The organism is Streptomyces sp. MnatMP-M17 (assembly GCF_900091995.1).
GTDB lineage: Bacteria > Actinomycetota > Actinomycetes > Streptomycetales > Streptomycetaceae > Streptomyces.
In genome coordinates, this window is record NZ_FMDK01000408.1 from 1 (window position 1) to 19,662 (window position 19,662).

The 19,662-nt window shown below is 65.3% G+C and carries 15 protein-coding genes, 1 tRNA gene and 1 pseudogene; 9 read left to right on the forward strand and 8 right to left on the reverse strand.

Features of this window, described 5'->3' with window-relative positions; all coding sequences use genetic code 11:
- The first annotated feature begins 221 nt into the window (after positions 1–221).
- The 4 genes and pseudogenes from GA0115259_RS18815 to GA0115259_RS40400 all read left to right on the forward strand — a co-directional run.
- Positions 222–295 (forward strand) — tRNA-Pro (locus tag GA0115259_RS18815).
- Between the two features lie 243 nt (positions 296–538).
- On the forward strand, positions 539–1,228 hold the full coding sequence (locus GA0115259_RS18820; RefSeq protein WP_093598322.1) for a DUF488 family protein, N3 subclade: 690 nt from the start codon (positions 539–541) through the stop codon (positions 1,226–1,228).
- An 88-nt stretch (positions 1,229–1,316) separates the two neighbouring features.
- Positions 1,317–2,150, forward strand: a complete 834-nt coding sequence (locus tag GA0115259_RS18825) for a hypothetical protein (protein WP_237540193.1) — start codon at positions 1,317–1,319, stop codon at positions 2,148–2,150.
- 161 nt (positions 2,151–2,311) lie between these two features.
- Positions 2,312–2,943 (forward strand): annotated as a pseudogene (locus tag GA0115259_RS40400) (phosphorothioated DNA-binding restriction endonuclease); the annotation flags it as partial.
- 35 nt (positions 2,944–2,978) lie between these two features.
- Here GA0115259_RS40400 and GA0115259_RS18835 read toward each other — a convergent pair.
- The 3 genes from GA0115259_RS18835 to GA0115259_RS41965 form a co-directional block, all read right to left on the reverse strand.
- Complete coding sequence (locus GA0115259_RS18835) at positions 2,979–3,461, reverse strand: NUDIX domain-containing protein (RefSeq protein ID WP_093598328.1); 483 nt, start codon at positions 3,459–3,461, stop codon at positions 2,979–2,981.
- A gap of 141 nt (positions 3,462–3,602) precedes the next feature.
- Complete coding sequence (locus GA0115259_RS41960; protein WP_237540195.1) at positions 3,603–4,022, reverse strand: hypothetical protein; 420 nt, start codon at positions 4,020–4,022, stop codon at positions 3,603–3,605.
- Between the two features lie 273 nt (positions 4,023–4,295).
- Complete coding sequence (locus GA0115259_RS41965) at positions 4,296–4,703, reverse strand: helix-turn-helix domain-containing protein (protein WP_237540196.1); 408 nt, start codon at positions 4,701–4,703, stop codon at positions 4,296–4,298.
- 370 nt (positions 4,704–5,073) lie between these two features.
- Here GA0115259_RS41965 and GA0115259_RS42860 point away from each other — a divergent pair, with 370 nt between their 5' ends.
- The 4 genes from GA0115259_RS42860 (at position 5,074) to GA0115259_RS18855 (ending at position 6,974) form a co-directional block, all read left to right on the forward strand.
- Positions 5,074–5,577 (forward strand): ATP-binding protein, encoded by a 504-nt coding sequence (locus GA0115259_RS42860; protein WP_370748143.1) that lies wholly within the window; start codon positions 5,074–5,076, stop codon positions 5,575–5,577.
- Between the two features lie 118 nt (positions 5,578–5,695).
- The gene (locus GA0115259_RS41970) at positions 5,696–5,869 is read left to right on the forward strand and encodes an NUDIX hydrolase (protein ID WP_237540202.1); all 174 of its coding nucleotides are present in this window, start codon (positions 5,696–5,698) and stop codon (positions 5,867–5,869) included.
- A gap of 28 nt (positions 5,870–5,897) precedes the next feature.
- Entirely contained in the window at positions 5,898–6,131 is a 234-nt protein-coding gene (locus GA0115259_RS41975; protein ID WP_256098045.1) for an NUDIX hydrolase, read from the forward strand.
- Positions 6,132–6,170: 39 nt separating this feature from the next.
- Positions 6,171–6,974, forward strand: a complete 804-nt coding sequence (locus tag GA0115259_RS18855) for a radical SAM protein (RefSeq protein ID WP_093598334.1) — start codon at positions 6,171–6,173, stop codon at positions 6,972–6,974.
- An 813-nt stretch (positions 6,975–7,787) separates the two neighbouring features.
- Here the strand turns inward: GA0115259_RS18855 and GA0115259_RS18865 are convergent.
- The 5 genes from GA0115259_RS18865 to GA0115259_RS18885 are packed head-to-tail and all read right to left on the reverse strand — an operon-like array spanning position 7,788 to position 17,690.
- Positions 7,788–9,407 (reverse strand): serine/threonine-protein kinase, encoded by a 1,620-nt coding sequence (locus GA0115259_RS18865; protein WP_093598337.1) that lies wholly within the window; start codon positions 9,405–9,407, stop codon positions 7,788–7,790.
- Positions 9,408–9,452: 45 nt separating this feature from the next.
- Complete coding sequence (locus tag GA0115259_RS18870) at positions 9,453–12,674, reverse strand: type I restriction endonuclease subunit R (protein WP_093598340.1); 3,222 nt, start codon at positions 12,672–12,674, stop codon at positions 9,453–9,455.
- 50 nt (positions 12,675–12,724) lie between these two features.
- Positions 12,725–13,960 carry a restriction endonuclease subunit S gene (locus GA0115259_RS18875; RefSeq protein WP_093598343.1) on the reverse strand — a complete coding sequence of 412 codons (1,236 nt, stop codon included), beginning with the start codon at positions 13,958–13,960 and terminating at the stop codon, positions 12,725–12,727.
- On the reverse strand, positions 13,957–16,023 hold the full coding sequence (locus tag GA0115259_RS18880) for a type I restriction-modification system subunit M (protein ID WP_093598346.1): 2,067 nt from the start codon (positions 16,021–16,023) through the stop codon (positions 13,957–13,959). Before GA0115259_RS18880 ends, GA0115259_RS18875 begins: the two co-directional genes overlap by 4 nt.
- Positions 16,020–17,690, reverse strand: a complete 1,671-nt coding sequence (locus GA0115259_RS18885) for an N-6 DNA methylase (RefSeq protein ID WP_176732587.1) — start codon at positions 17,688–17,690, stop codon at positions 16,020–16,022. Before GA0115259_RS18885 ends, GA0115259_RS18880 begins: the two co-directional genes overlap by 4 nt.
- 282 nt (positions 17,691–17,972) lie before the next feature.
- On the opposite strand from GA0115259_RS18885, the gene GA0115259_RS18890 reads away from it, so the two are divergent.
- On the forward strand, positions 17,973–19,631 hold the full coding sequence (locus tag GA0115259_RS18890; protein ID WP_093598352.1) for a DUF6119 family protein: 1,659 nt from the start codon (positions 17,973–17,975) through the stop codon (positions 19,629–19,631).
- Positions 19,632–19,662: the final 31 nt, after the last annotated feature.

Sequence of the window (19,662 nt, forward strand, 5' to 3'; positions counted from 1 at the left end):
CCCCCCCCCCCCCCCCCCCCCCGGCCACACCTCCTACCTCCACGTCTCCGCGGGCTGCGGCACCAACCGCTACACCCCGCTCCGCTTCGCCTGCCCACCCGAAGCCACCCTCCTCACCCTGACCCCCCGCCCCTGACCCCCCGGAGCCACCCCAAAACCGGATTTCGTCTCCGGCCAGCGGTGGGCTAAAGTAATCGATGTCGCCGCCACACGAGCGACATCGGGGTGTAGCGCAGCTTGGCAGCGCGCTTCGTTCGGGACGAAGAGGTCGTGGGTTCAAATCCCGCCACCCCGACAGTGAAGTACCAGGTCAGGGGCCTGATCCGCAGTGCGGGTCGGGCCCCTGAGTGGTTCCTGGAGATCGCTTGGGAGAAATCTGGGAGAAGATCTTGGTCGGCTTCTCCCAGGAGCAGTCTCCAGTGCCGCAGGAAGAGCGGCGCTCAAGCGCCCTCTGGCCTGCGCGTTCGCGAATCCAGGGCTCGTAGCTGACCAGGAACACCGCGGCGGGCCGCCCCAACGGTCGTTAGGAACACCGCACATGGCAGGTCATCGCTCAGCGTCTCCCCACGACCACGCCCGTGCGCTAGCCCAGCGAGTACGTGCTTTTCGGGAGAACCGCGGGTGGACGCGGGAACGGCTGGCCAAGGAGGCAGGCATCACCGTCGGGACGCTGGGCCGTCTTGAGAGCGAGGGAGCGATTCAGCCAGGTTTCTTCACCGTCGGCGCGGTGGCCAAGGCTCTTGCGGTCTCCCTCGATGATCTGTTCCAGGCGGCCCAGGTCCCGCCCATTACACCCGGTCTCTGGTCAGCCGGATACGAGGGGCGGGACATCGACTCGTTCGTCGCCTCGCTCGTCAACAGCCACATCAGTGTCGTGGCGGATGTACGACTCACCCCGATCAGCCGTAAGAAGGGCTTCAGCAAGACCCGCCTCGGGGAGGCTCTGGCCGAAGCCGGCATCGAGTACACGCACCTGCGTGGCCTGGGCAATCCGAAGGACAATCGGGAGCCCTTCTGGGACGGCCGCATCGAAGTGGGTCGGGCACGCTTCCGCGGCCTGCTGCAGTCCGAGGCGGCGCAGTCCGACCTCGACCGCCTCGCACTGCACGCCCGAGCGTCGCGGGTCGCGGTGCTGTGCTTCGAGAAGGACGAGAGCCGCTGCCACCGGCAGGTCGTCCTGGAGACGGTCCGCAATCTTGCCGCAGTATCGGTGAATCCCTTGGCCTGACTTGGTCCCCGGCTTCCGCAGGCGCTCTTGTCAGAGGTGCATGCCTCTCTTCCAATCGGATCGGGGAGACCGATGGAGGGGGCACACCATGGCGGCGTCAGCATTCGGGAAGCGGCAGCGCGCGCGAATCATGATCACGGTCAAAACGTATCCGGAGCTGTCCAATAAGTACCGCGAGACCAGCTGTGTGGCCGGCATACGGCTGGACCAGGGCGAGCCACAGCACGTCCGGCTCTTCCCGGTGCCCTTCCGGCTACTCAGCGAAGGCACCAAGTTCTCCAAGTACTCGATCATCGAAGTTGACGTCGAGCCGCACCGTCCAGAACGGGACTCACGGCCGGAAAGCCTCCGTCCCGACCTCGACACGCTGAAGATCGTGGGCGAAGTGCCATCCGATGATGGCTGGCAGAAGCGGTACAAGCACATCGAGCCGCTGGTCGCCCCATCGTTGTGCGCCATCAAAAGAGACCAGGAGGAGCGAGCGACCTCCCTCGGAGTGTTCCGGCCCGCCGAGGTCACTCGCTTCCGACTGGAGCCGGCCGCGCCCTGGACGGCCTCGAAGGCGGCACTAACCGATCAACTCGATCTGTTCGAGCAGGACTTGAACCCGCTGGAGTGGGTGCCGCTCGACTTCCGGTACACCTTCTATTGCGCGGACGACGGCTGCCCAACACACGACATGGCCCTAAAGGACTGGGAGGCCGGACAGTCCTACCGCAGGTTCCTTCGCAAGTACGGCGAGAACGGAGTCAACGACGCACTGCGCAAGCGCTGGTACGACCTGATCTTCACCCCGAACCGGTCTGTCCACTTCTTCGTCGGCAACATGGCCAAGCACCCCAAGACGTTCATGCTGCTAGGTCTGTTCTATCCGGAGCGGAACGTCACCCAGTACGTCCAAGACGACCTGTTCGCGTCGTGAGCGGGGCGCTCAACATCGTGCTGACGTACGCCGTCGAGCGCCCTTGAGACCCGCCACCTTCGGCTCTAGGCCGACTTTGCTACGCCGCTTCCGGCGACGCAGCGTCAACCGGGGCAGGCGGTGTCAGGAACAAAAACGCGCAGTCGCCGTGATCTGTGTACCTGCGAGATCGGGACGGCAACCCCATCGGCCCGGATGCCCCGGAACGCGGAGGCTGGCTGCGTACCAGGGGAGCCCATGGCCGGCTGCATCCTCACATCGAGGGCCTGCTGGCCGGTCCGGGCACGTTGGCGGCGGCAGCCCGGCTCCTGCTCGACCAGCACTTCACCCCGGCCCTGGAACCGCCATCTGTGACGCCGTGGGTCTGGACCTGCTCGGGCTGGAGAACGCAGCGCACCATGGGCCGGCGAAGAAGCGTCGACGGCGGGCCGGGTTCGCGGAGGAGGTGCTGCGGGCGTACGCGTACGCCTGCGCTTTCTGCGGCTTCGACGGCGCGCTCGGTCGGAACCCCGTCGGACTCGAAGCCGTACACGTCCGGTGGCACAGCCAGGACGGCCCGGACGAGGTGAACAACGGCCTGGCGCTGTGCTCCCTGCACCACGCTCTGTTCGATCTCGGCGTCCTCGGACTAACGCACGCCCTGCACATACAGGTCTCCCAGTCCTACGTAGCGCGCAGCCATGCGGGCCGGACCATCGACGCTCTCCACGGCCAGCCCATCACTACGCCCCGCCCCGGACTGCCCGGCATCGACCCCGACCACGTCGTGTGGCACGGACTCCAGGTTTTCTAACGCCCCGCGACCCGGGCCGCCTAGAAACGCGTGGATCAGCCCTCGGCGCCGAGGTCCGCCCCGTTCTCAAGGTAGGCGGTCGCTGATCGCGCACGGGCACCGAGCGCCGTGTGGACACGGCGGGCCAGCCGGGGGATGAGCAGCCCGTCGATCTGGTGGGCCTGGTGGAACGCGAACTGGTCGACTTCCACCCCGTCCAGGACGATCCGGGCCCGCTCATCAGCCGGGAGGATGCCTCCGTCGAAGACGAACAGCAGCTTGTCGCCCTCGGTCGGGTGGGGTGCCCAGTCCGCGACAAGGAGGCGGCCGATGGGCGGGGTGATGCCGATCTCCTCCTTGACCTCCCGAGCTGCGCCTTCGCTCGGGGTCTCGCCCGGGTGGAGGTAGCCGCCGGGGATCTCCCAGCCGGGCTTGTACGTGGGCCTGACCAGCAGCACGCGCCCGGCCTCGTCGAAGAACAGCACCCCGGCGGCGGTACGGGGCCGGGCCACCGCTTCGGGGGCTTCCGAGTCGCTCATGGCAACGACTGTAGTCGTCGCGCCCGGATCACCCGATGACGCGTAGCCGCTGAGCCACGCCGGCCAGCAGATGGCTCGGCTTGCCGCGCTGTTGCCGAACCAGGCGGTCGCCAGGTGGCGGGGGATGAAGTGGTGGCGGACCTACTCGGGCGCGAGCTCCTCCGCGTCCAGGACGAGAACGAGAGCTTCGTCCGTGCGGTTCTGGGCACTGTACGCGCGGGCCAGTTCGAGGGTGCGCCGGACACGACGTTCCAAGGGCAGGGTGGAGGTGTCCACGCGTGGCCCCTGGTCGACGGCGATCTGGACGTCGCCGAGTTCCATGGCCGTTGAGACGCGGTGGATAGCGACATTGGTCGGGCCGAACGCCGTCCACATGTGGTTGGCGTCATGTCCGAGACGCTGAGCCGTCTGCTCGGCCTCTGCGAGGAACGTGTTCGCTGTGGCCCGGTCCTCGATCCGGGCCGCGGCCATCGCTCCGACGAGAAAGAGTGTGCTGTAGATCGACCGGTACGTCGGCGAGGCGTCTGCGAGACCGCCCTCCAGGTAGCCGGCGGAGGCCACCACAAGGTCCCGGGCGGCAGATGGGCGGCCGTTGGCGAGCAGGCAGTGGGCAACCGACCTGAAGAGCGAGCCGGTGACGATGAGGTTCCCTGACTCCTGCGCCCGCGGCCAGACCCCGATCGGCGGCCATCCAGGCGAGGTCAGCTTCGCCGATCTTCGTCAGCACCATGGCCGCACCCTGGTAGGCCATGGCGAGCAGGGCCTGGGCCTCCCGCTGCTGCTCGCCCTCGTAGGCGCGGACAGCGTGTTGGGCTGCCGCGAGGGTTCCGGGCGTCAGACGGGTGGCTCGCGCGTATCTCGCGTCCTGATAGGCCGACCAGGTCGATCCGACTTCGGTACGCAGGATCTCCAGGTCCGGTGGCTGGCGGAATCGGAGGCCAACAGGGGGGACATCTGCTTGTAGTCCATCAGGGCTTCCCGCAGTTTCGGCACAGTGCCGCCCAAGATGTCGGGCGTCCAGTCCAGAAGTGAGGGTTCGGCGAGCAGGTCACCGAGTTGTACGTCGAGAGCGTCGGCCAGGGACTTGATCACGGACAGCCAGTCCAGTTCGATGCGGCCGTTCTCCACTTTGCTCAGCCAATCGGCTGTCCGCCCGACGAGGCCGGCCAATACCTCCTGCGGCACGCCGTGTCGGCGGCGATACCAGGCGACGCGTTCCCCGATGCTCAGCGTCTCGGTCATTCCTCGCATGACCCCCAGCCTGGTGCTGCTTGTTTTCCCCACCCCGGAAGAATTTTCCGGGTTCCTCTCTGTTCATCCTTCTAGCGTTCTGACGTGCCATCAAGCAGTGCTTCCGAACGGCCTGTTACGGGGCGAGGAGGGGCGAATGTCGATGGAACATCATGGCCACGGGGTCGGCGCATCCACCGTCGAGAAGAAGACGGCGCCCTGTCTGGGGTCTGAGCGGCTTCGCACTCTGCAAGCACCCAGCAGCCCCCTCCGGGGCGACGGCAACGTAGCGGCATCTGGCGCGCACGACCAAGAACTCCGCCACGCGTATGTGCAGATGAACTTCGCACAGTCCGATCGATCCGTGCCCTAGATCCGGAGGTTGGTCAGACGGATCGCGGAGGCTTGGGATCTCGATGCCCTGATCATCGACGATGCCGAGCTCGTTGCTTCCGCACTCGTCACCAACGCCGTCCGGCACGCCCCATGTCCCGAGATCGGCTTCACCGCCACGTATGGCGCAGCGCTCCTCCTCATCCAGGTCCACGACGGCTCGGCCACCCCTCCGATCCTGCGGCATGGATCGACGGGCAGCATCGAGAGCGGGCGCGGTCTGGTCCTGGTCCGCTCCTTGACTCGCGACTGGGGCTGGATGCCGCACGGCGACGGCACGAAAAGCACCTGGGCCCTGATCGACGTACCGACGACAGACGACCCATGCACTGGCTCCAACCACAGGAACAGAGATGGAGGACCACCGACGGCTACAAGCTGCGATGAACATGTCCGGCCCTCTATGTCCCTGGAGCAGACATCAAGTCATTTCAGAAGAACGGAAGTTCGAGGGCCCATCGGTCCGGCCGTGACGTTCTGTCACAAGATCTAGACTCGTGGGCTTCCCGGCGTCGCTACCGATCATGGTCAGCCGCCGGGACATCCGGCCCCGGATTCTGTGCGGGCCGGGGCCCCTCGGTTCAACTCTGCACCCCATGGATGTTGTTGTTATGCCTGAGAAGGTCACGAAGGACAAAGTCCTCGTCTACGTGGTGCGCGACGGGCGGCTGCTGGTGTTCCGCCACACCGACTACTCCTACGAGGAGGTCGGCATCCAGGTTCCGGCGGGCAGCATCCGCCCCGGCGAGACCCCGGAGGCCGCCAGCTCTGCGCGAAGCCCGTGAGGAGACGGGCCTGTCGGACTTCAAGATCGTGCGCAAGCTCGGTGAGACCGAGTACGACATCAGCCCGTACCGGTTCGAGATCCAGCACCGGCACGTTTTCCACCTGGAGCTCACCGAGCCGACTCCGGAGCGGTGGATGAGCCAGGAGGACCACGACGGCGAGCAGGAGCCCACTCACTTCGAGTGCTTCTGGATGCCGCTGGAGGCCGCGCACATCCTCCAGTCAGGCCAGGGCGCCTTACTGGGACGCCTGTCCGACTGACCACTCGTCCGGTCACGGCAGCAATAGGAGGGGCAGTCGATGAACCTCAGCACAGAACAGCGCCATCTGGTCGAGAGGCTCTACCGGAGCCTGGACGTCGACGACACCGGCACCGCGGTGTCGGTCATCGTCAAGACACGCGGTGAGACGTGCGACATCGACTGCCTCTACTGCTACGAGAAGCGCAAGGAGGCTCCCGGAGGGGCCCGGGTGGGTGCCGGCCAGATCAGTCGCCTGGCCAGTCTCTTCGGGGGCCGGCCGCTCGCCGTCGAACTCCACGGCGGCGAGCCGCTGACCGCAGGCCGCGACCACATCGCCGAGATCCTCACGGAGCTGGCCGGCCTGCCCCAAGTCGTCCGCGTCACCCTGCAAACCAACGGTGTCCTGCTCGACCGGGACTGGCTCGACATGTTCGACGACCTCTGCCCGGATCTGCGGATCGGCGTCTCCCTTGACGGGGACGCCCAGGGCAACGCCTGGCGGGTCGGTTACGACGGTAGGCCCGTCTACCCGCGTGTCGCCGCCTCCCTGAATCTTCTGGCCGAACGAGGCCGCAGCGTGGGCGTGATCGCCGCGGTGACCCCGGCGGTACTGGGCCGCGCCGAAGAGGTTCTGGACCACCTGGTCGGCTTCGGTTCCGTCAACGCGATCAGCTTCGTACCCTGCTTCGACTCCACGATCCGCCGCTCGAACTCGGCACCTACACCTGCGATCAGGCCCCCGGAAGCCTGCGACTCACCCGCAGCGCCGACACCCTCCACCTGTGGCGCCGAGGGACCAGGGACCAACTCACGCAAGCGGGGCCGACGACGTACACCGGCAACGGCTACACCCTCACCCTGAACGGCACTGCGGACCTGGCGGATCGATTCACCCTCGACCTGGACCGAGCCCCCGGTCTCGCGTACATCCGCCGCTAACCATCGACCACGAGGCCGCCCCCGCGGCGCACAGTCCCCGCCCAGAGCCAGAGCACGATGCATCTGGCCACCCTCAATCGGTGGGGAATCGAACTGGAGAGATTTTCGGTGCTTGACCGAATGGTGATACCCGGGATCGCTGAATTCGCGCGAGGAGGGCTGCCCGCGCCTGCCCAGACCGATGACCAGAACCCATGGGTGGACGGGATCTGCTGGCTGTACTGCGGCTGGCGCAGGACACGCGTCCTATGGATCGGGCCGGCAAGCGTCGCGGGCCTCCCGGCCCCCATGTTCGCGTGCAGCTCCTGCATCAGCGAACTCCACGAGCGCGTATCGAGACCTTTCTACAACAGACGCCGCCTGCGCAAGCACATCCACTGGGGCTATCTCGCGCCCCCGCGAAACACGCCTGCGCTACCGGCAAGACCAAGTCGTTGCGGCGTAACAACAACGTGCCCAAGATCACGGGGAAACTTCAGCCTTCGAACAGTCTTGGGCTTGGCCACTTGAGCTGCGATGATCTCGATTCCGGAGTCTGTACGTCCATATGCCGCCAGGCACGACCGTCGACTCCCGTTCATCCTGGAAGCCTCACGTCCGCGGCCAAGGAGCAGGCCAGCTAAGCGAATCAGCTGGCGAGGACAAACCCAGTTGGCACAGCAACCGCTTGGCCACCTCCTGCTTGTGCACCCGCGCCATCTGAGCCTATCGGAGACCGCGATGGCACTCCGCTGCATCAATCGGTGAGCCGGCGGAGCCTGGCAAGGAAGCCGTCGATCTCCGCGAGTTCCGGAGCTTGGGGGCCGCGGTAGCGTTTCATCGCGTTGCGGAGAACGATCGCCGCGGCGTGCGCCTGCGGGAACCGTTCAGCCCCGGCTTCCAAACGCATGATCCGGGCAAGCGCGTCGAGATGTCGATCGACAGCTCCCTGGTCGTGCTCGTCAGGCTCCTGCCGTACATAGGCGCCGAAAGCAGCGAGGGCCGCGGTGGACTCGCCGAGCTCCATGCGGCACTGCGCCGCGTAGTACCGGCACTCCTGGACCAACGCGGCGCCGGTGTCGTACCGACCGCTCACCGTCGCACCGACCCGCTCGAAGAGTGCGGCGGCTTCACGGAAGGATCCGCCCAGGTAGTGCACATGCGCCAGGGACAGGCTCAGGTCCTCGGTCATGGTGTCGTCCACCGCACGCGTCAGGGCGTCCGTGAGCAGGTCTGCAGCCTGCGCGAACTGGCCCTCCTCGGTGAGCTTCGCCGCTCGGTCGACCACCTCGTCGAATTCGTCGTCCGTCAGGGACCTGGTCACGACATGAGGCTGGGCAGGAACTGGGGTGTCTGTCGCGGTGAGGTGGGTCCAGCCGCCGAAGGGCCGGGTGAACGGCCGGCAAGGGTCCAGATCGCGGCCATCGGACGCCAGCAGCGGGAGAGTGCCGGGCGGGGTGCCCCTGAGTGCGTGCGGGAGGAGCGCCTCGTAGACAGCCGCTGCGGCGAGTCGCTGCTCGGATTCCTTCGCCAGCATGCCTTGCAGCAGTTGCTCGATCTCGTCGGGCACATCGGGGCGCAGGGTTCTGACCGACGGCGGTTCGCTGTGTACGTGGTGCCAGAGGTAGGAACGGTCGTTCGAGGCCGTGAAAGGTGTACGCCCGGTGAGCAGTTCGTAGAGCACGCAGGCGAGGGCGTAGATATCGGCGGCTGGGCTGACCGTGTTGGCAAGGCACTGCTCGGGCGAGATGTAGGCGGGAGTGCCGACCGTCATGCCCTCCTGCGTGAGATGGGGGTGCGTCCCGGCGCCGAGGAGGGCAGCGACACCGAAGTCGAGCACCTTGACCACTCCGCCGGGGGTGAGCATCAGGTTCGCTGGCTTAATGTCGCGGTGCACGATGCCCCGGCGATGGACCTCGTCCAGGACGGAGGCGATCTGCGCGCCGATGGCCGCTGCCCACGCGAGCGGTAGCGGCTCATCGTCGTAGTCGGTGTCCCAGATTAAGGTCGAGATCTCACGTCCCTTCAGCAGTTGCATGACGATGTACAACTGACGGGTCGCGTCATCGATGCCCGTGTCGTACACCGCCGGGATTCCGGGGTGATCGTGGAGATCGGAAGTGGTACGAACTTCCCGCAGAAAGCGCTGGCGCCTGGTCTCCAGAGCTTCATCCTGGCCTGCCCGCCCAGCCGCGAACGGAGAGGAGGACTGTTCGACACGCATCAACTTGACCGCGACACGCCGATCCAACCGCTCGTCGTACGCCTGCCAGACATCGCTCATGCCACCGGAGCCGACCGGCTCCTTGAACCGGTAGCGGCCGGCGAGTACTCTCGCAGGTTCCGCCCCGTCCTGCGCCGGTGTCACGTCCCCCATCGGGTTCCCTCTCCGTGCGAGTGCTGCGCTGATCGCCTGACAAGGCTACGGCGCAGGGGGTTCTGTGCGCTTGTGCGTGCCGTTTTTTAGTTGGGCGGCGCGCTCCGCGGTCGCCTGCCGGTCCGCCTCCCGACGCGCCGGGCGGCGGATGAGGTTGTACGACTGTGCCGTCGCCACCTTTTTGAACAGGCGGTTGACGTTGTCGTCGTCGAAGTAGCGGACCATCAGGGCGTCGTTGGACTGCGCCTGCCTGATGACGAAGCTGTCCATGTCCCTGGCGAGTTCGCGACCATAGATCTCCGAGTCCTGGGCCAGGGCCAGCTGCTGCATGTCCGGGTCCTCGGCGATGGTCACGACGAGCTGGCCCAGCAAGATCTGGTCCGCCGTGGTGAGCCCTGCCCCGTGCTCCTCGTTCAGCTCGTCGATGATCTCCATGAGAGACCGCTCTTCGACCTCCGGTGCGGAGCCTGCCGCCTCCGGCACCAGTCCGGGCAGTACCTGGGCACCGACGGCTTCCAGCTTCAGCTCCGGGGTGCCTGTCTGCTGCACCCGCATGTGGCTTGGCGCCGTCTCCCCTATGTCGGCAGCGGCGGCACCGGTTCGGCGCGGCAGCCGCCTGAGCAGGAAGCGCCCGTACTGGAAAAGCCGTTCAAGCTCCGTGCTGTCGAAGCCGATGACATGCGACAGCCAGCCGTACGCCTTGACGTACGACTCCAGGGCACGCCGGAACTCCTCCGCCTTGTCCCGCTCCTGGGCGGCCAGCGCGTTGAAGCGGTCCACGGCCGGGGCGGTGTAGTGGTACAGCTTGGCGTGCACCTTCTTGATCTGCTCCTCGGTGGCCCGGCCGCCGTCGAGGGCCTCGAAGTACGCTTTGACGAGGGCGTCCATCTCGGACTCGACGAGCAGCTGGTACGCCATGGCCTCGTCCAGCCGGTCGAAGAGCAGGTTGGGATCGGTGATCTCAGTCAGCGACGCCTCGTAGTACTTCTGGAAGGCGTCCAGGATCACTTCGGGCTTGTTGGCAAAGTCCAGGACGAACAGGTCTTCCTGGGACTTGAGCGGATGGGTGCGGTTCAGCCGGGAGAGCGTCTGCACGGCGGCGACGCCGGCCAAGGGCTTGTCGACGTACATCGTCGTCAGCAGCGGCTGGTCGAAGCCGGTCTGGTACTTCTCCGCCACGACCAGGAGGCGGTACTCCGGCTTGGGTATGGTCGGGGCGCTCGGGTCGTCGGCGCGTACGTAGCCGAAGCGGCCAGGCAGCTCCTTCTCCGGGAAGCCGTTGAGCTTGGGCTCGGTGTACTCGATGCTGTCGACATTGACCGCGCCTGAGAAGGCCACGAGAGTGCCACAGTCGGTCAGGCCGCGTTCCTCGATGTAGCTGCGGATGGCCTGGTAGAGGCGTACGGCGTGCTCACGGCTGGGGGTGACCACCATGGCCTTGGCCCGCCCGCCGAGCTTGGCCGCCGTGTGCGATCGGAAGTGCTCCACAATGATCTTCGCGCGGGAGGCCATCGAGGCGTCCGACATCAGGGCCGCGCGCACCAGCTTGGCGCGGGCCTTGCGCGGGTCCACCTGCCGTTCTGCCTCCTCGGCCGCCGCCTGTTGCAGCTTGAAGTAGGTGGCGTAGGTGGAGTAAGTGCCCAACACGTCGAGGATGAAGCCCTCCTCGATGGCCTGACGCATCGAGTACACATGAAACGGCGCGTACTCGTCGCTGTCCGGAACCGGGACGCCGAAGAGGTGGAGCGTCTTGGGCTTGGGCGTGGCAGTGAACGCGAAGAACGACATGTTCGGCTGCTGGCCCCGCGCCAGCGCCTCGGCGGTGAGCGGGTCGCCGTCCTCGTCGACGGTGTGCGCGCCGAGGGCTTTCTTCAGCGCTGCCGAACCGTCGCCGCCCTGGGAGGAGTGCGCCTCATCGATGATCACGGCGTAGCGCAGGGTGCCGAGTCCGCCGACCTTCTTCAGGACGTATGGGAACTTCTGGAGCGTAGTGATCACGATCCGAGCCGTGGATCCGGTGAGGGCCTCGGCGAGCTGGGCGGAGTCTTCGTCGATCCGCTGCACCACTCCGGGGGTGTGGGTGAACTGGAAGATAGTGTCCTGGAGTTGCTTGTCCAGGACCCGGCGGTCCGTGATGACGATGACCTTGTCGAACACCGGCTCGTTGGTGCCCAGTCCCTTGGCACGGACGGCCTCGCCCAGGTGTGCCGGATCCTCGGGGGTGTGAAGGGAGGACAGCCTGTGCGCCAGCCAGGCGATGGTGTTGGACTTGCCGGAACCCGCCGAGTGCTGGATCAGGTAGTTCTCCCCAGCCCCGTGCTGGGCCGCGTGTGCGGTGAGCTGTCGCACGGCGTGCCACTGGTGGAACCGGGGGAAGATCATCGGCTGTGTGTGCGCGCTGCCCGGACGGTGCGACGGGGCCTTGCCAGCCTTCGCCTGCGCGTCCTCGATGTGCAGGAAGCGCTCAAGCAGCTCCAGCCAGTTGTCCCGCGCCCAGACCTGCTGCCAGAGGTACGACACCGGGTACGTCCCGTCGGTCTCGGCCCTGCTGGGGTTCCCCGCGCCACCGATCTGCCCCGGACCGCCAGACCCCATGTTGAAGGGGAGGAAGCGGGTTTTGGGCCCGGCCAGACGGGTGGTGAGGAACGCCAGCGTCGGGTCGACGGCAAAGTGCACCAGCGTTCGCTTGGCGAAGAACGTCTCCTTCGGGTCGCGGTCGGTGCGGTACTGGCGGATCGCGTCCTCGGCGGTCTGCGGGTGATCGGTGGTGTGGTTCTTGAGCTCGGCTGAGGCCAGTGGCAGCCCGTTCAGGAAGAAGGCCAGATCGACGGACTTGGCCGGCGTCTTCGCGGAGTAGTGGAACTGCCGGACGACGGTGAGCCTGTTGGCGTCGTAGTTGTCCAGCACGCCGACCGCGAGGGTGTGCGCGGGGCGGAAGTACGCCAGCTGGAACTTGACCCGTTGGTCGACGACGCCGTGACGGAGGACATCGAGGACGCCACGAGAGTCGATCTGCTGGGCGATCCGCTTGGCGAACCTCTGGATCGAGATCTTCTCGTCGGCGCCGTACTCCGCCTGAAGGCGGAGCCATGCGTCGTTCTGCGTCGCGCCAAGGAAGATGGCGAGCTCGGAGGTGTCGATGCCGAGCTCATGGTTGTAGGCGTTGGCGAGGCCCCGCTCCCACCCGCGTGTGAGGAGGGCGTCTTCGACGGCGATCTCGAAGGCCGCCTCGTTGTCAACGCGGCGGGGGCGGGGAGTCGGGGTCACGGTGCGGTGGCTCCTTCGGGCGAGCGGGCGGGAGCTGCGGACTTGGGGAGTCACGCGATGGTGCGGCGGGCGGTGGTCACATCGAGCTGGCCGGTGACGGCGGCACTGACAAGTGCCTGTCGGCGTTCGGCGAGCAACATAATGGAATGCTCCAATACCGCTCGCGCACGCTCAATGTCCTCAACATCCCGATCCAGATCTGTTGCGATCTGATCCTGCAATACAATCGGAACGTTCGGAATTACGCAATCTTTGACCACACTTGTTGGCAGGTTGTTAGCCATTCCCTCAGCTCCAGAGATTCCATTCTTGATGTGCTCTCTGGATTGATGGCTGCGCAACATGTGTGCCACGAAATCGGAATTGGCTCGCGTCTGATCGAGACTCAGCCGATAGATTTTATCGCACAGAAGAAGGTTACTTTCGAGCTTCCGGATGATACCCACGCTACCAATTAGCTTGGGTGATCCACTTGCTCGTGACATGAGCAAGTCTCCCAATCTCAAACGATACTCACGCCGCGGTTCGGTATTAATGGGCAGTGCCTTGTGTTGAAGCTGGTCAAAGCGGCCAGTATTTACGCAGCCAGCCTTGACCACACCCCATTCCCCTGCCTCAGCTGGCCGGTCCTCGCATTGGGGTGACCAGCCCTGCTCGATGTGCGTCAATAGATGCCGGAGGCGGACTTCTCCAAATCGTTCGGCGAGTCCATTGGAGAGTTCCGAGAGTCGACTCACGCCGTGAGAAGTGAGCAGCTTCGCTTGCTGGGTTCTAAGATAAGTGAGGCGATTGATGCGTGCGGTTTCAGCGTCAAGAAAGTCAGCGATCCGGCGCTGCTCCTCCAGGGGCTTCAGTTCAATGGGAAAGCTACCGATCTCGCTTGCGTTGATGGCTGGGTAGCTCACCCCAACAGACCGTGCGACTACCTCATCGATGAAAGGTTGGGAACGGCAGTGATACGCGAGGAAGCGACTGTCTACCTCTGGCCCAGCTTCGAGTACGGCAAAACCTGTGGAGAATACCAAGGGATTGTCACTGGCCGGTACCGAGGCAATAGCCCGCAGGTAGGTACGTACCGTGGAAATGATCACGGACCCGGCGGGAGCTAGACGACGTGCTCGCGACGGCGCATCAGCGAAACGTATTTCATCGTTTGGGATGGTGATGTTTCCGAGACTATCAACCGAACTGATGTCGATGTAACGAAAACTAAAATCCTCGCCCGTGTCCTCGGCAAGTGTCCGTCGGTTGATGTACGCGATGTCTTTGATCCGACAGGCAATCATTGGGTCACCTCGCCCAACAGCGCCTGAATCTCAACTTCAAGCGACTCAAGTTCCGCATCGATCTCCGCAAGTGGCCTCGGCGGCTCGTATACATAGAAATGTCGCGTGAATGGAATCTCGTAGCCCTCTTTGTAACGCTCCGTCGTCTTGGTTTTCGGGTTCTTGAGCTCAGCGATCCACGCATCCTTGACGTGTGGCTTCACCTCTTTCACCAGATACTCATCAATGTCCTGCCCCATCGGAACGTTCTCCGCGTCACGCAGTTCTGGGTCATGCTCAGGCTGTTTGCCCCTCGCGTACTGCACCTCGCCCTTGGGATCGCGTACACCGACTGCGTCTCGAAGCGCCTTCTGAAAAGTGGCGGAGGAGGGCCAGAGCAGGCCGGCTGCAGTGATGGCCTTATGCAAGGCGTCCCATGCCTCCGCCTTCGTCTGCCACACCTCGCCGATCAGCGGCTTGAGTGCGTCCGCAAACTCCCGCTGCCGCTTCGCCAGTTCCTGCGGGTCGGTCGTCTTGTCGCCCAGTAGCTTCCCAAGGGCTGCAGACTCGGCCAGCTGGGTCAGTGTGTCCTCGGTGACCTCGAAGCGGAGCTTGAGGGGACGGTCGACGGTGATGCGCTTGTAGCCGTACTCCTCGTTGGGAAGGATCTTGATCTTGGCGTGGTCGGGGTGGTTCTCGTCCGCCGCGATCTGCTCGGCGTCGCGGTACATGGCGCAGATGTGACGGATTTGCTCCTCGGAGATCTCCTTGCGCTTCTCGCCGAGGGACTTACGGCGCTTGACCCACTCGCCCCGTGCGTCGAGGAGGATGACCTTGCCCTTGCGTTGCTTGGGTTTGCGGTTGGAGAGGATCCAGAAGTACGTGGAAATGCCGGTGTTGTAGAAGAGCTGGTCCGGCAAGCCGACGATGGCCTCCAGCAGGTCCTGCTCCAGGATCCAGCGCCTGATCTCCGACTCTCCAGACCCTGCCCCGCCCGTGAACAGCGGGGAGCCGTTAAAGACGATCGCGATGCGAGAGCCGCCGGTCAGTTCGCCCTGTTCGTTCTTCTTCGGCTGCTTCATTTTGTGGAGCATGTGCTGAAGGAAGAGGAAGGAGCCGTCGTTGATGCGGGGCAGCCCGGCGCCGAAGCGACCGGCGAAGCCCTTCTCCTCGTGCTCCTCCTTCACCGCCTTCTCGGACTTCTTCCACTCGACTCCGAAGGGCGGGTTGGCCAGCATGTACGTGAACTCCGCGCCTTCGTGCCAGTCGCGTGTGAAGGAGTTGCCGAAGCGGATGTTCTCGGCGGCGTGCCCTTTGAGGAGCATGTCCGAGCGGCAGATGGCGTACGACTCGGCGTTGATCTCCTGCCCGTACAGGTTGACCCTCGTGTCCGGGTTGATTTGCTTGATGTGCTCCTCGGCCGCGGCGAGCATGCCGCCCGTGCCACAGGCCGGGTCCAGGATGTCGATAACCTGCCCCGGGCGGACGAAGACCTCGTCGTCGGGCCCCAGCAGCAGTTCGACCATCAGCTTGACGACCTCGCGCGGAGTGAAGTGCTCACCGGCAGTCTCGTTCGAGGCGTCCGCGAACTTGCGGATGAGCTCCTCGAAGACGTAGCCCATGTCGTGATTGCTGACCCGCCTGGGGCTGAGGTCGATGTCCGAGAACTTCTTCACCACCTGGTACAGCAGACCGGCGTCGTTCAGCCGCTCGATCTGGATGTGGAAGTCGTAGCGGTCGATGATCTCGGTGGCCTCCGGGGAGAAGCCCCGGATGAAATCCTTCAGGTTGGTGTAGACGTTCTTGTCGTCGCTGCCGATGGTCTTGAAGTCCTGCTTCGAGACGTTGTAGAAGGGCAGCTCGGCCACGGCCCGCAGCAGTGCGTGCGGACGCTCTCCGGTATACGACTCGGCACGGTCTCGGACCCCCTGGCGCGTGCCCTTCTCCTCCAGGACGCAGTCAAGCCGGCGCAATACGGTGAGCGGCAGGATGACCTTGGCGTACTCGGACCGTTTATAGTCCCCGCGCAACAGGTCGGCCACCGACCAGATGAAGTCGGCCAACTGCTGGTTGGTGTCGCTCACTTGTCACCTTCTCGTGTCACGTCCGGCGCGAGAGCGCCGTTGGTCAGTCCGTCGTAGGCGAGCCGTGCGGCCCGGTCGCTCATCTTGGCAACTTCCTTGATCCTCCGCTCGAACTCACCCAACTCGCGGAAGACTTCCCCGTAGCGGCGTTGCTGGTCGATGTCCATCTGCGGTAGCTGCGCACCCCGCAGGTCGGCGCGGTGCGTCCCCGTGCTGGAGGTGTTGCGGCGGGTGTTGCCGGCACTGCGGAGGAACCCGCGCAGGTAGTCGGTGTCGAGCTGGTCGCTCGTGGAGATGGTTTCGCTGCCCTCCGTAGCTACAAGCCCCGCCTGGACAAGGTCACTGACATCGATGGCGTTCAGCTCGTCCATCGTGCCTGCGCCGGAACCTGCTGGCAGAGTCGGGAGCAGTGCGGCAAGTTCACGAAGCTGCTCCCTGACTGCTCGGCGCAGCTCTGCGTACTCATCGGGGTAGTCGGGCTGGGCAGCGGTGATGTACGTGGTGGGGCTGAGGTCGACGTCATCGCGGAGCAGGTTGATCAGGGGTACGTCGGCGATCTGGTTCGGAGCTGGGTCGAGGGGGCCGTCGGGGTCGTTGGCCGTGAGGTCGACCATGCGTACGGAGCGGACTTCGTCGCCCGGCATGGAGGGACGACGGAGTTCCCACAGCAGCAGCGGCATGCTGTGGCTGCTCGCGAAGCCGGCGGGGAGAGCGGTGACTGAGACCAGGAGACCCCTGCGTACGAGTTCGCTGCGGATGCGGCGGCCGCTCTTGCGGTAGGCGGCAGACGGCGGCAGCGTGATGATTGTGCGTCCGCCGGGCGCTGTGTGGAAGTAGCAGTGCTGGAGCCAGGCGAGGTCGCTCTCCGCGCGCGGTGGGACGCCGAGTTCCCAGCGCGGATCGAGCAGCAGATCCTCGCGCCCCCAGTCGGGCTGTCCCAAGGGCGGGTCACAGACAACGAGTTGAGCCCGCAGGCCGGGGAGGCGGTCGTCCCGAAGCGAGTCGCCGACCTCCACCTGCGCCGGAGGACCGTCTGCAAAGCCGGTACGCAGCCGGGCCAGGCGCACCAGGCCGGTGTGGGTGTCCTGGCCGACGAGCAGTGTTGTCCGTGGACCCGCCACTGCGAGAAGGAGGGAGCCGATGCCGCAGGTGGGATCGTACGCCGATCCGTCCGCCGTGCCCGCGAAGTGAGCGAAGGCGCGGACGAGCCGGGGCGAGGAGACCGCCTGAGCACCGCTTCGGCCGACGGAGGCGAGGTACCGGCTGATCAGGTCCTCGAAGAGCTGAGGCGCGGATCGCTCTTCGACCAGCCGGTCGACTGCGCTGGACAACTCGTCGGGCACCTCCCCGGACTCACCGGGTTCGTCCCCGCTCAGCGTGGAGCCGATGTGGGCGAGCGCGGCGGTCATGTCGTCACCGTGAGCCGTGCGTAGGGACTGCCAGAGAGCGACTTCCGGTGAGGTTTCACGCCCCTTGCGCTGGCCCGTGAGCCAGTTCTCCACCTCGGAGAGCGAGAAAAGTGGGCCTGCGGCCGTCCCGCCCACGGGTGTCGGGAAGTTGTCGTGACGCCGTCGCCAGTTTGCGACGGCAGCCCTGGTCACACCCGCGAGCCGCGCGATCTGCGCAGCCGTGACCACGGACGCCGAAGCAGTTCCCTCATCAGACATGAGAACGACGGTACACGACCGCAGCGATCAAGTAAACCTGTTAGCACGTTGACAGTGCTAACAATCTAGTGTCACTCTTCTGCAGTCGCTACGGTGAGCACTCGCTCTTCTCCGTATTACCACTCGTATTCCGGATGCCGCTGCCGGCCGCGAAGCCGCTCGCACGAGCTCGATGCTTCGTCTTCAGCACCTACCGGGCCGCGACTGACTCAACCCCCTCTCCCGCACGAGCCGTTCCACTGCCCATCGACCGTGCCGAAACGTCGGCGAAAGGTGACATCCATGGCCCGCAGCCAGAAGCCCCCGACCACCCACAAGGCGTCCTTGTACCGCATCAGGACCCCGGAAGGCCCTGACCTTGATCTGCACACCGTCGTTTCCGAGCACTACCTGAGCCGCGAGGGGTTCAAGGCCGTGCCTTTCGATCACGGCGGCCTCCAAGGACTCCTGGTCACCGGCACCATCGCCCGTGGCCGTAGCGCTTGGTGCGAGGTCGCCGAGTCACTCACCGGCCTCACCGCTCACGAGGAGAACCGGACGGCGGCGGGGCTCTTGCTGGTCCGCACCCAGCGATCCGTCTACGCCCTCACCTATGGCATGGGGCATCTGTTGATCGAATCGTCCCGGCTCGACTCCGGCTTCGGGCTGGAGTTCGCCATCCGCTGCCTCGACGAGAACAGCATCACCCTGGTCCGCCACCACCTCGTGGACGCCCGTGGTCGTACCGACGAGAACACCGCGACGCGCGGCGAGCACATCCGCGGCTTCGGCATCGAACGGTTCGGCGACATAGTCAGCAAGATCACCGGGACCGTCTCCGGTATCACCCTCACCTACGCCCAGGACGGCAACCGTTCCGCGCGCATCACCGGCAGCGACAACTCCGTCAGGCTTCCCCTCGCCCGCACGCCGGCGGAACTCCTGAGCGACCTCAACGCCATCGAGAACATCTGCGATCAGCCCGAACCGCTCCCCGGGTTCGACCTCGTCGCCCGTGTCCGCTCCCTCAAGGGCAGAGGCAAGACAGAACTCGTACGACGCCTAGACAGCAAGCTCGACGAGATGCTGGCCAACCCGGACGTGCCGCGGATGGCCCTGAGCGCGCCGAGTGAATGCCTGGACCGCTTCGGTTTCGCTGACGCCTTCATCATTTCCAAGGGCACGAAGGCGGAAGCCGTGGAAGAGCTCGAACTGGACCACATCCTCGCCTCTGTCCGCGATCTGCCTGCGGGAAGCCGCCTGAAGACGCTCAAGGACATGCGTGTTCAGATGTTCGGAGAGCAGGCCGCCGAGGAGCCGATCAGCCGCAAGGTCGCGGCGCACCGCTGGTTGACGGCCGAAGTCGTCGAAGGCGCTGCTCACTACTTCTACTGGCAGGGCGTCTGGTACGAGGTGGGCGAGGAGTACCTCAGCGCGATAGAGGACGGCATCCGGGAACTACTCGACCGCCCCACCAAGGTCGTCCTGCCCCCGTGGCCCAAGGGCAAGGACGAGGGTTGGTACAACGAGGAGGCGGCAAAGCAGGCCGGATACACCTTGCTTGACAAGAAGACCGTCCGAACCAAGAAGTTCAAGGGCGGCGGGCTGGAGATCTGCGACCTCCTTGGCCCCAAAGGCCAGCTCATCCACGTCAAGAAGGCAGACAAGAGCACCGCAGACCTCAACCACCTGTTCGCTCAGGGCCGGGTCTCCATCGAGTCTCTCCGGTACAACGCAGACGTGCGCCAGAAGTTCCTCGCCCGTCTCGCCGAGACCCGCTCCGGCGACTCGTTCATGGACGCGCTGAGCGCACCGACCGTTGTCTTCGCGATCCTCCTCAAGGGAGGGAAGCCCATCACCGTCGACTCCCTGTTCGCTTTCGCCCAGGTCTCGCTCCTTCAGGCGGCTACCGCCCTCCAGGGCATGGGAGCCACGGTCGAGGTCGTCGCGATCACACGCTGACGGACATCTTCCGTCCACACGGCGAGATGCC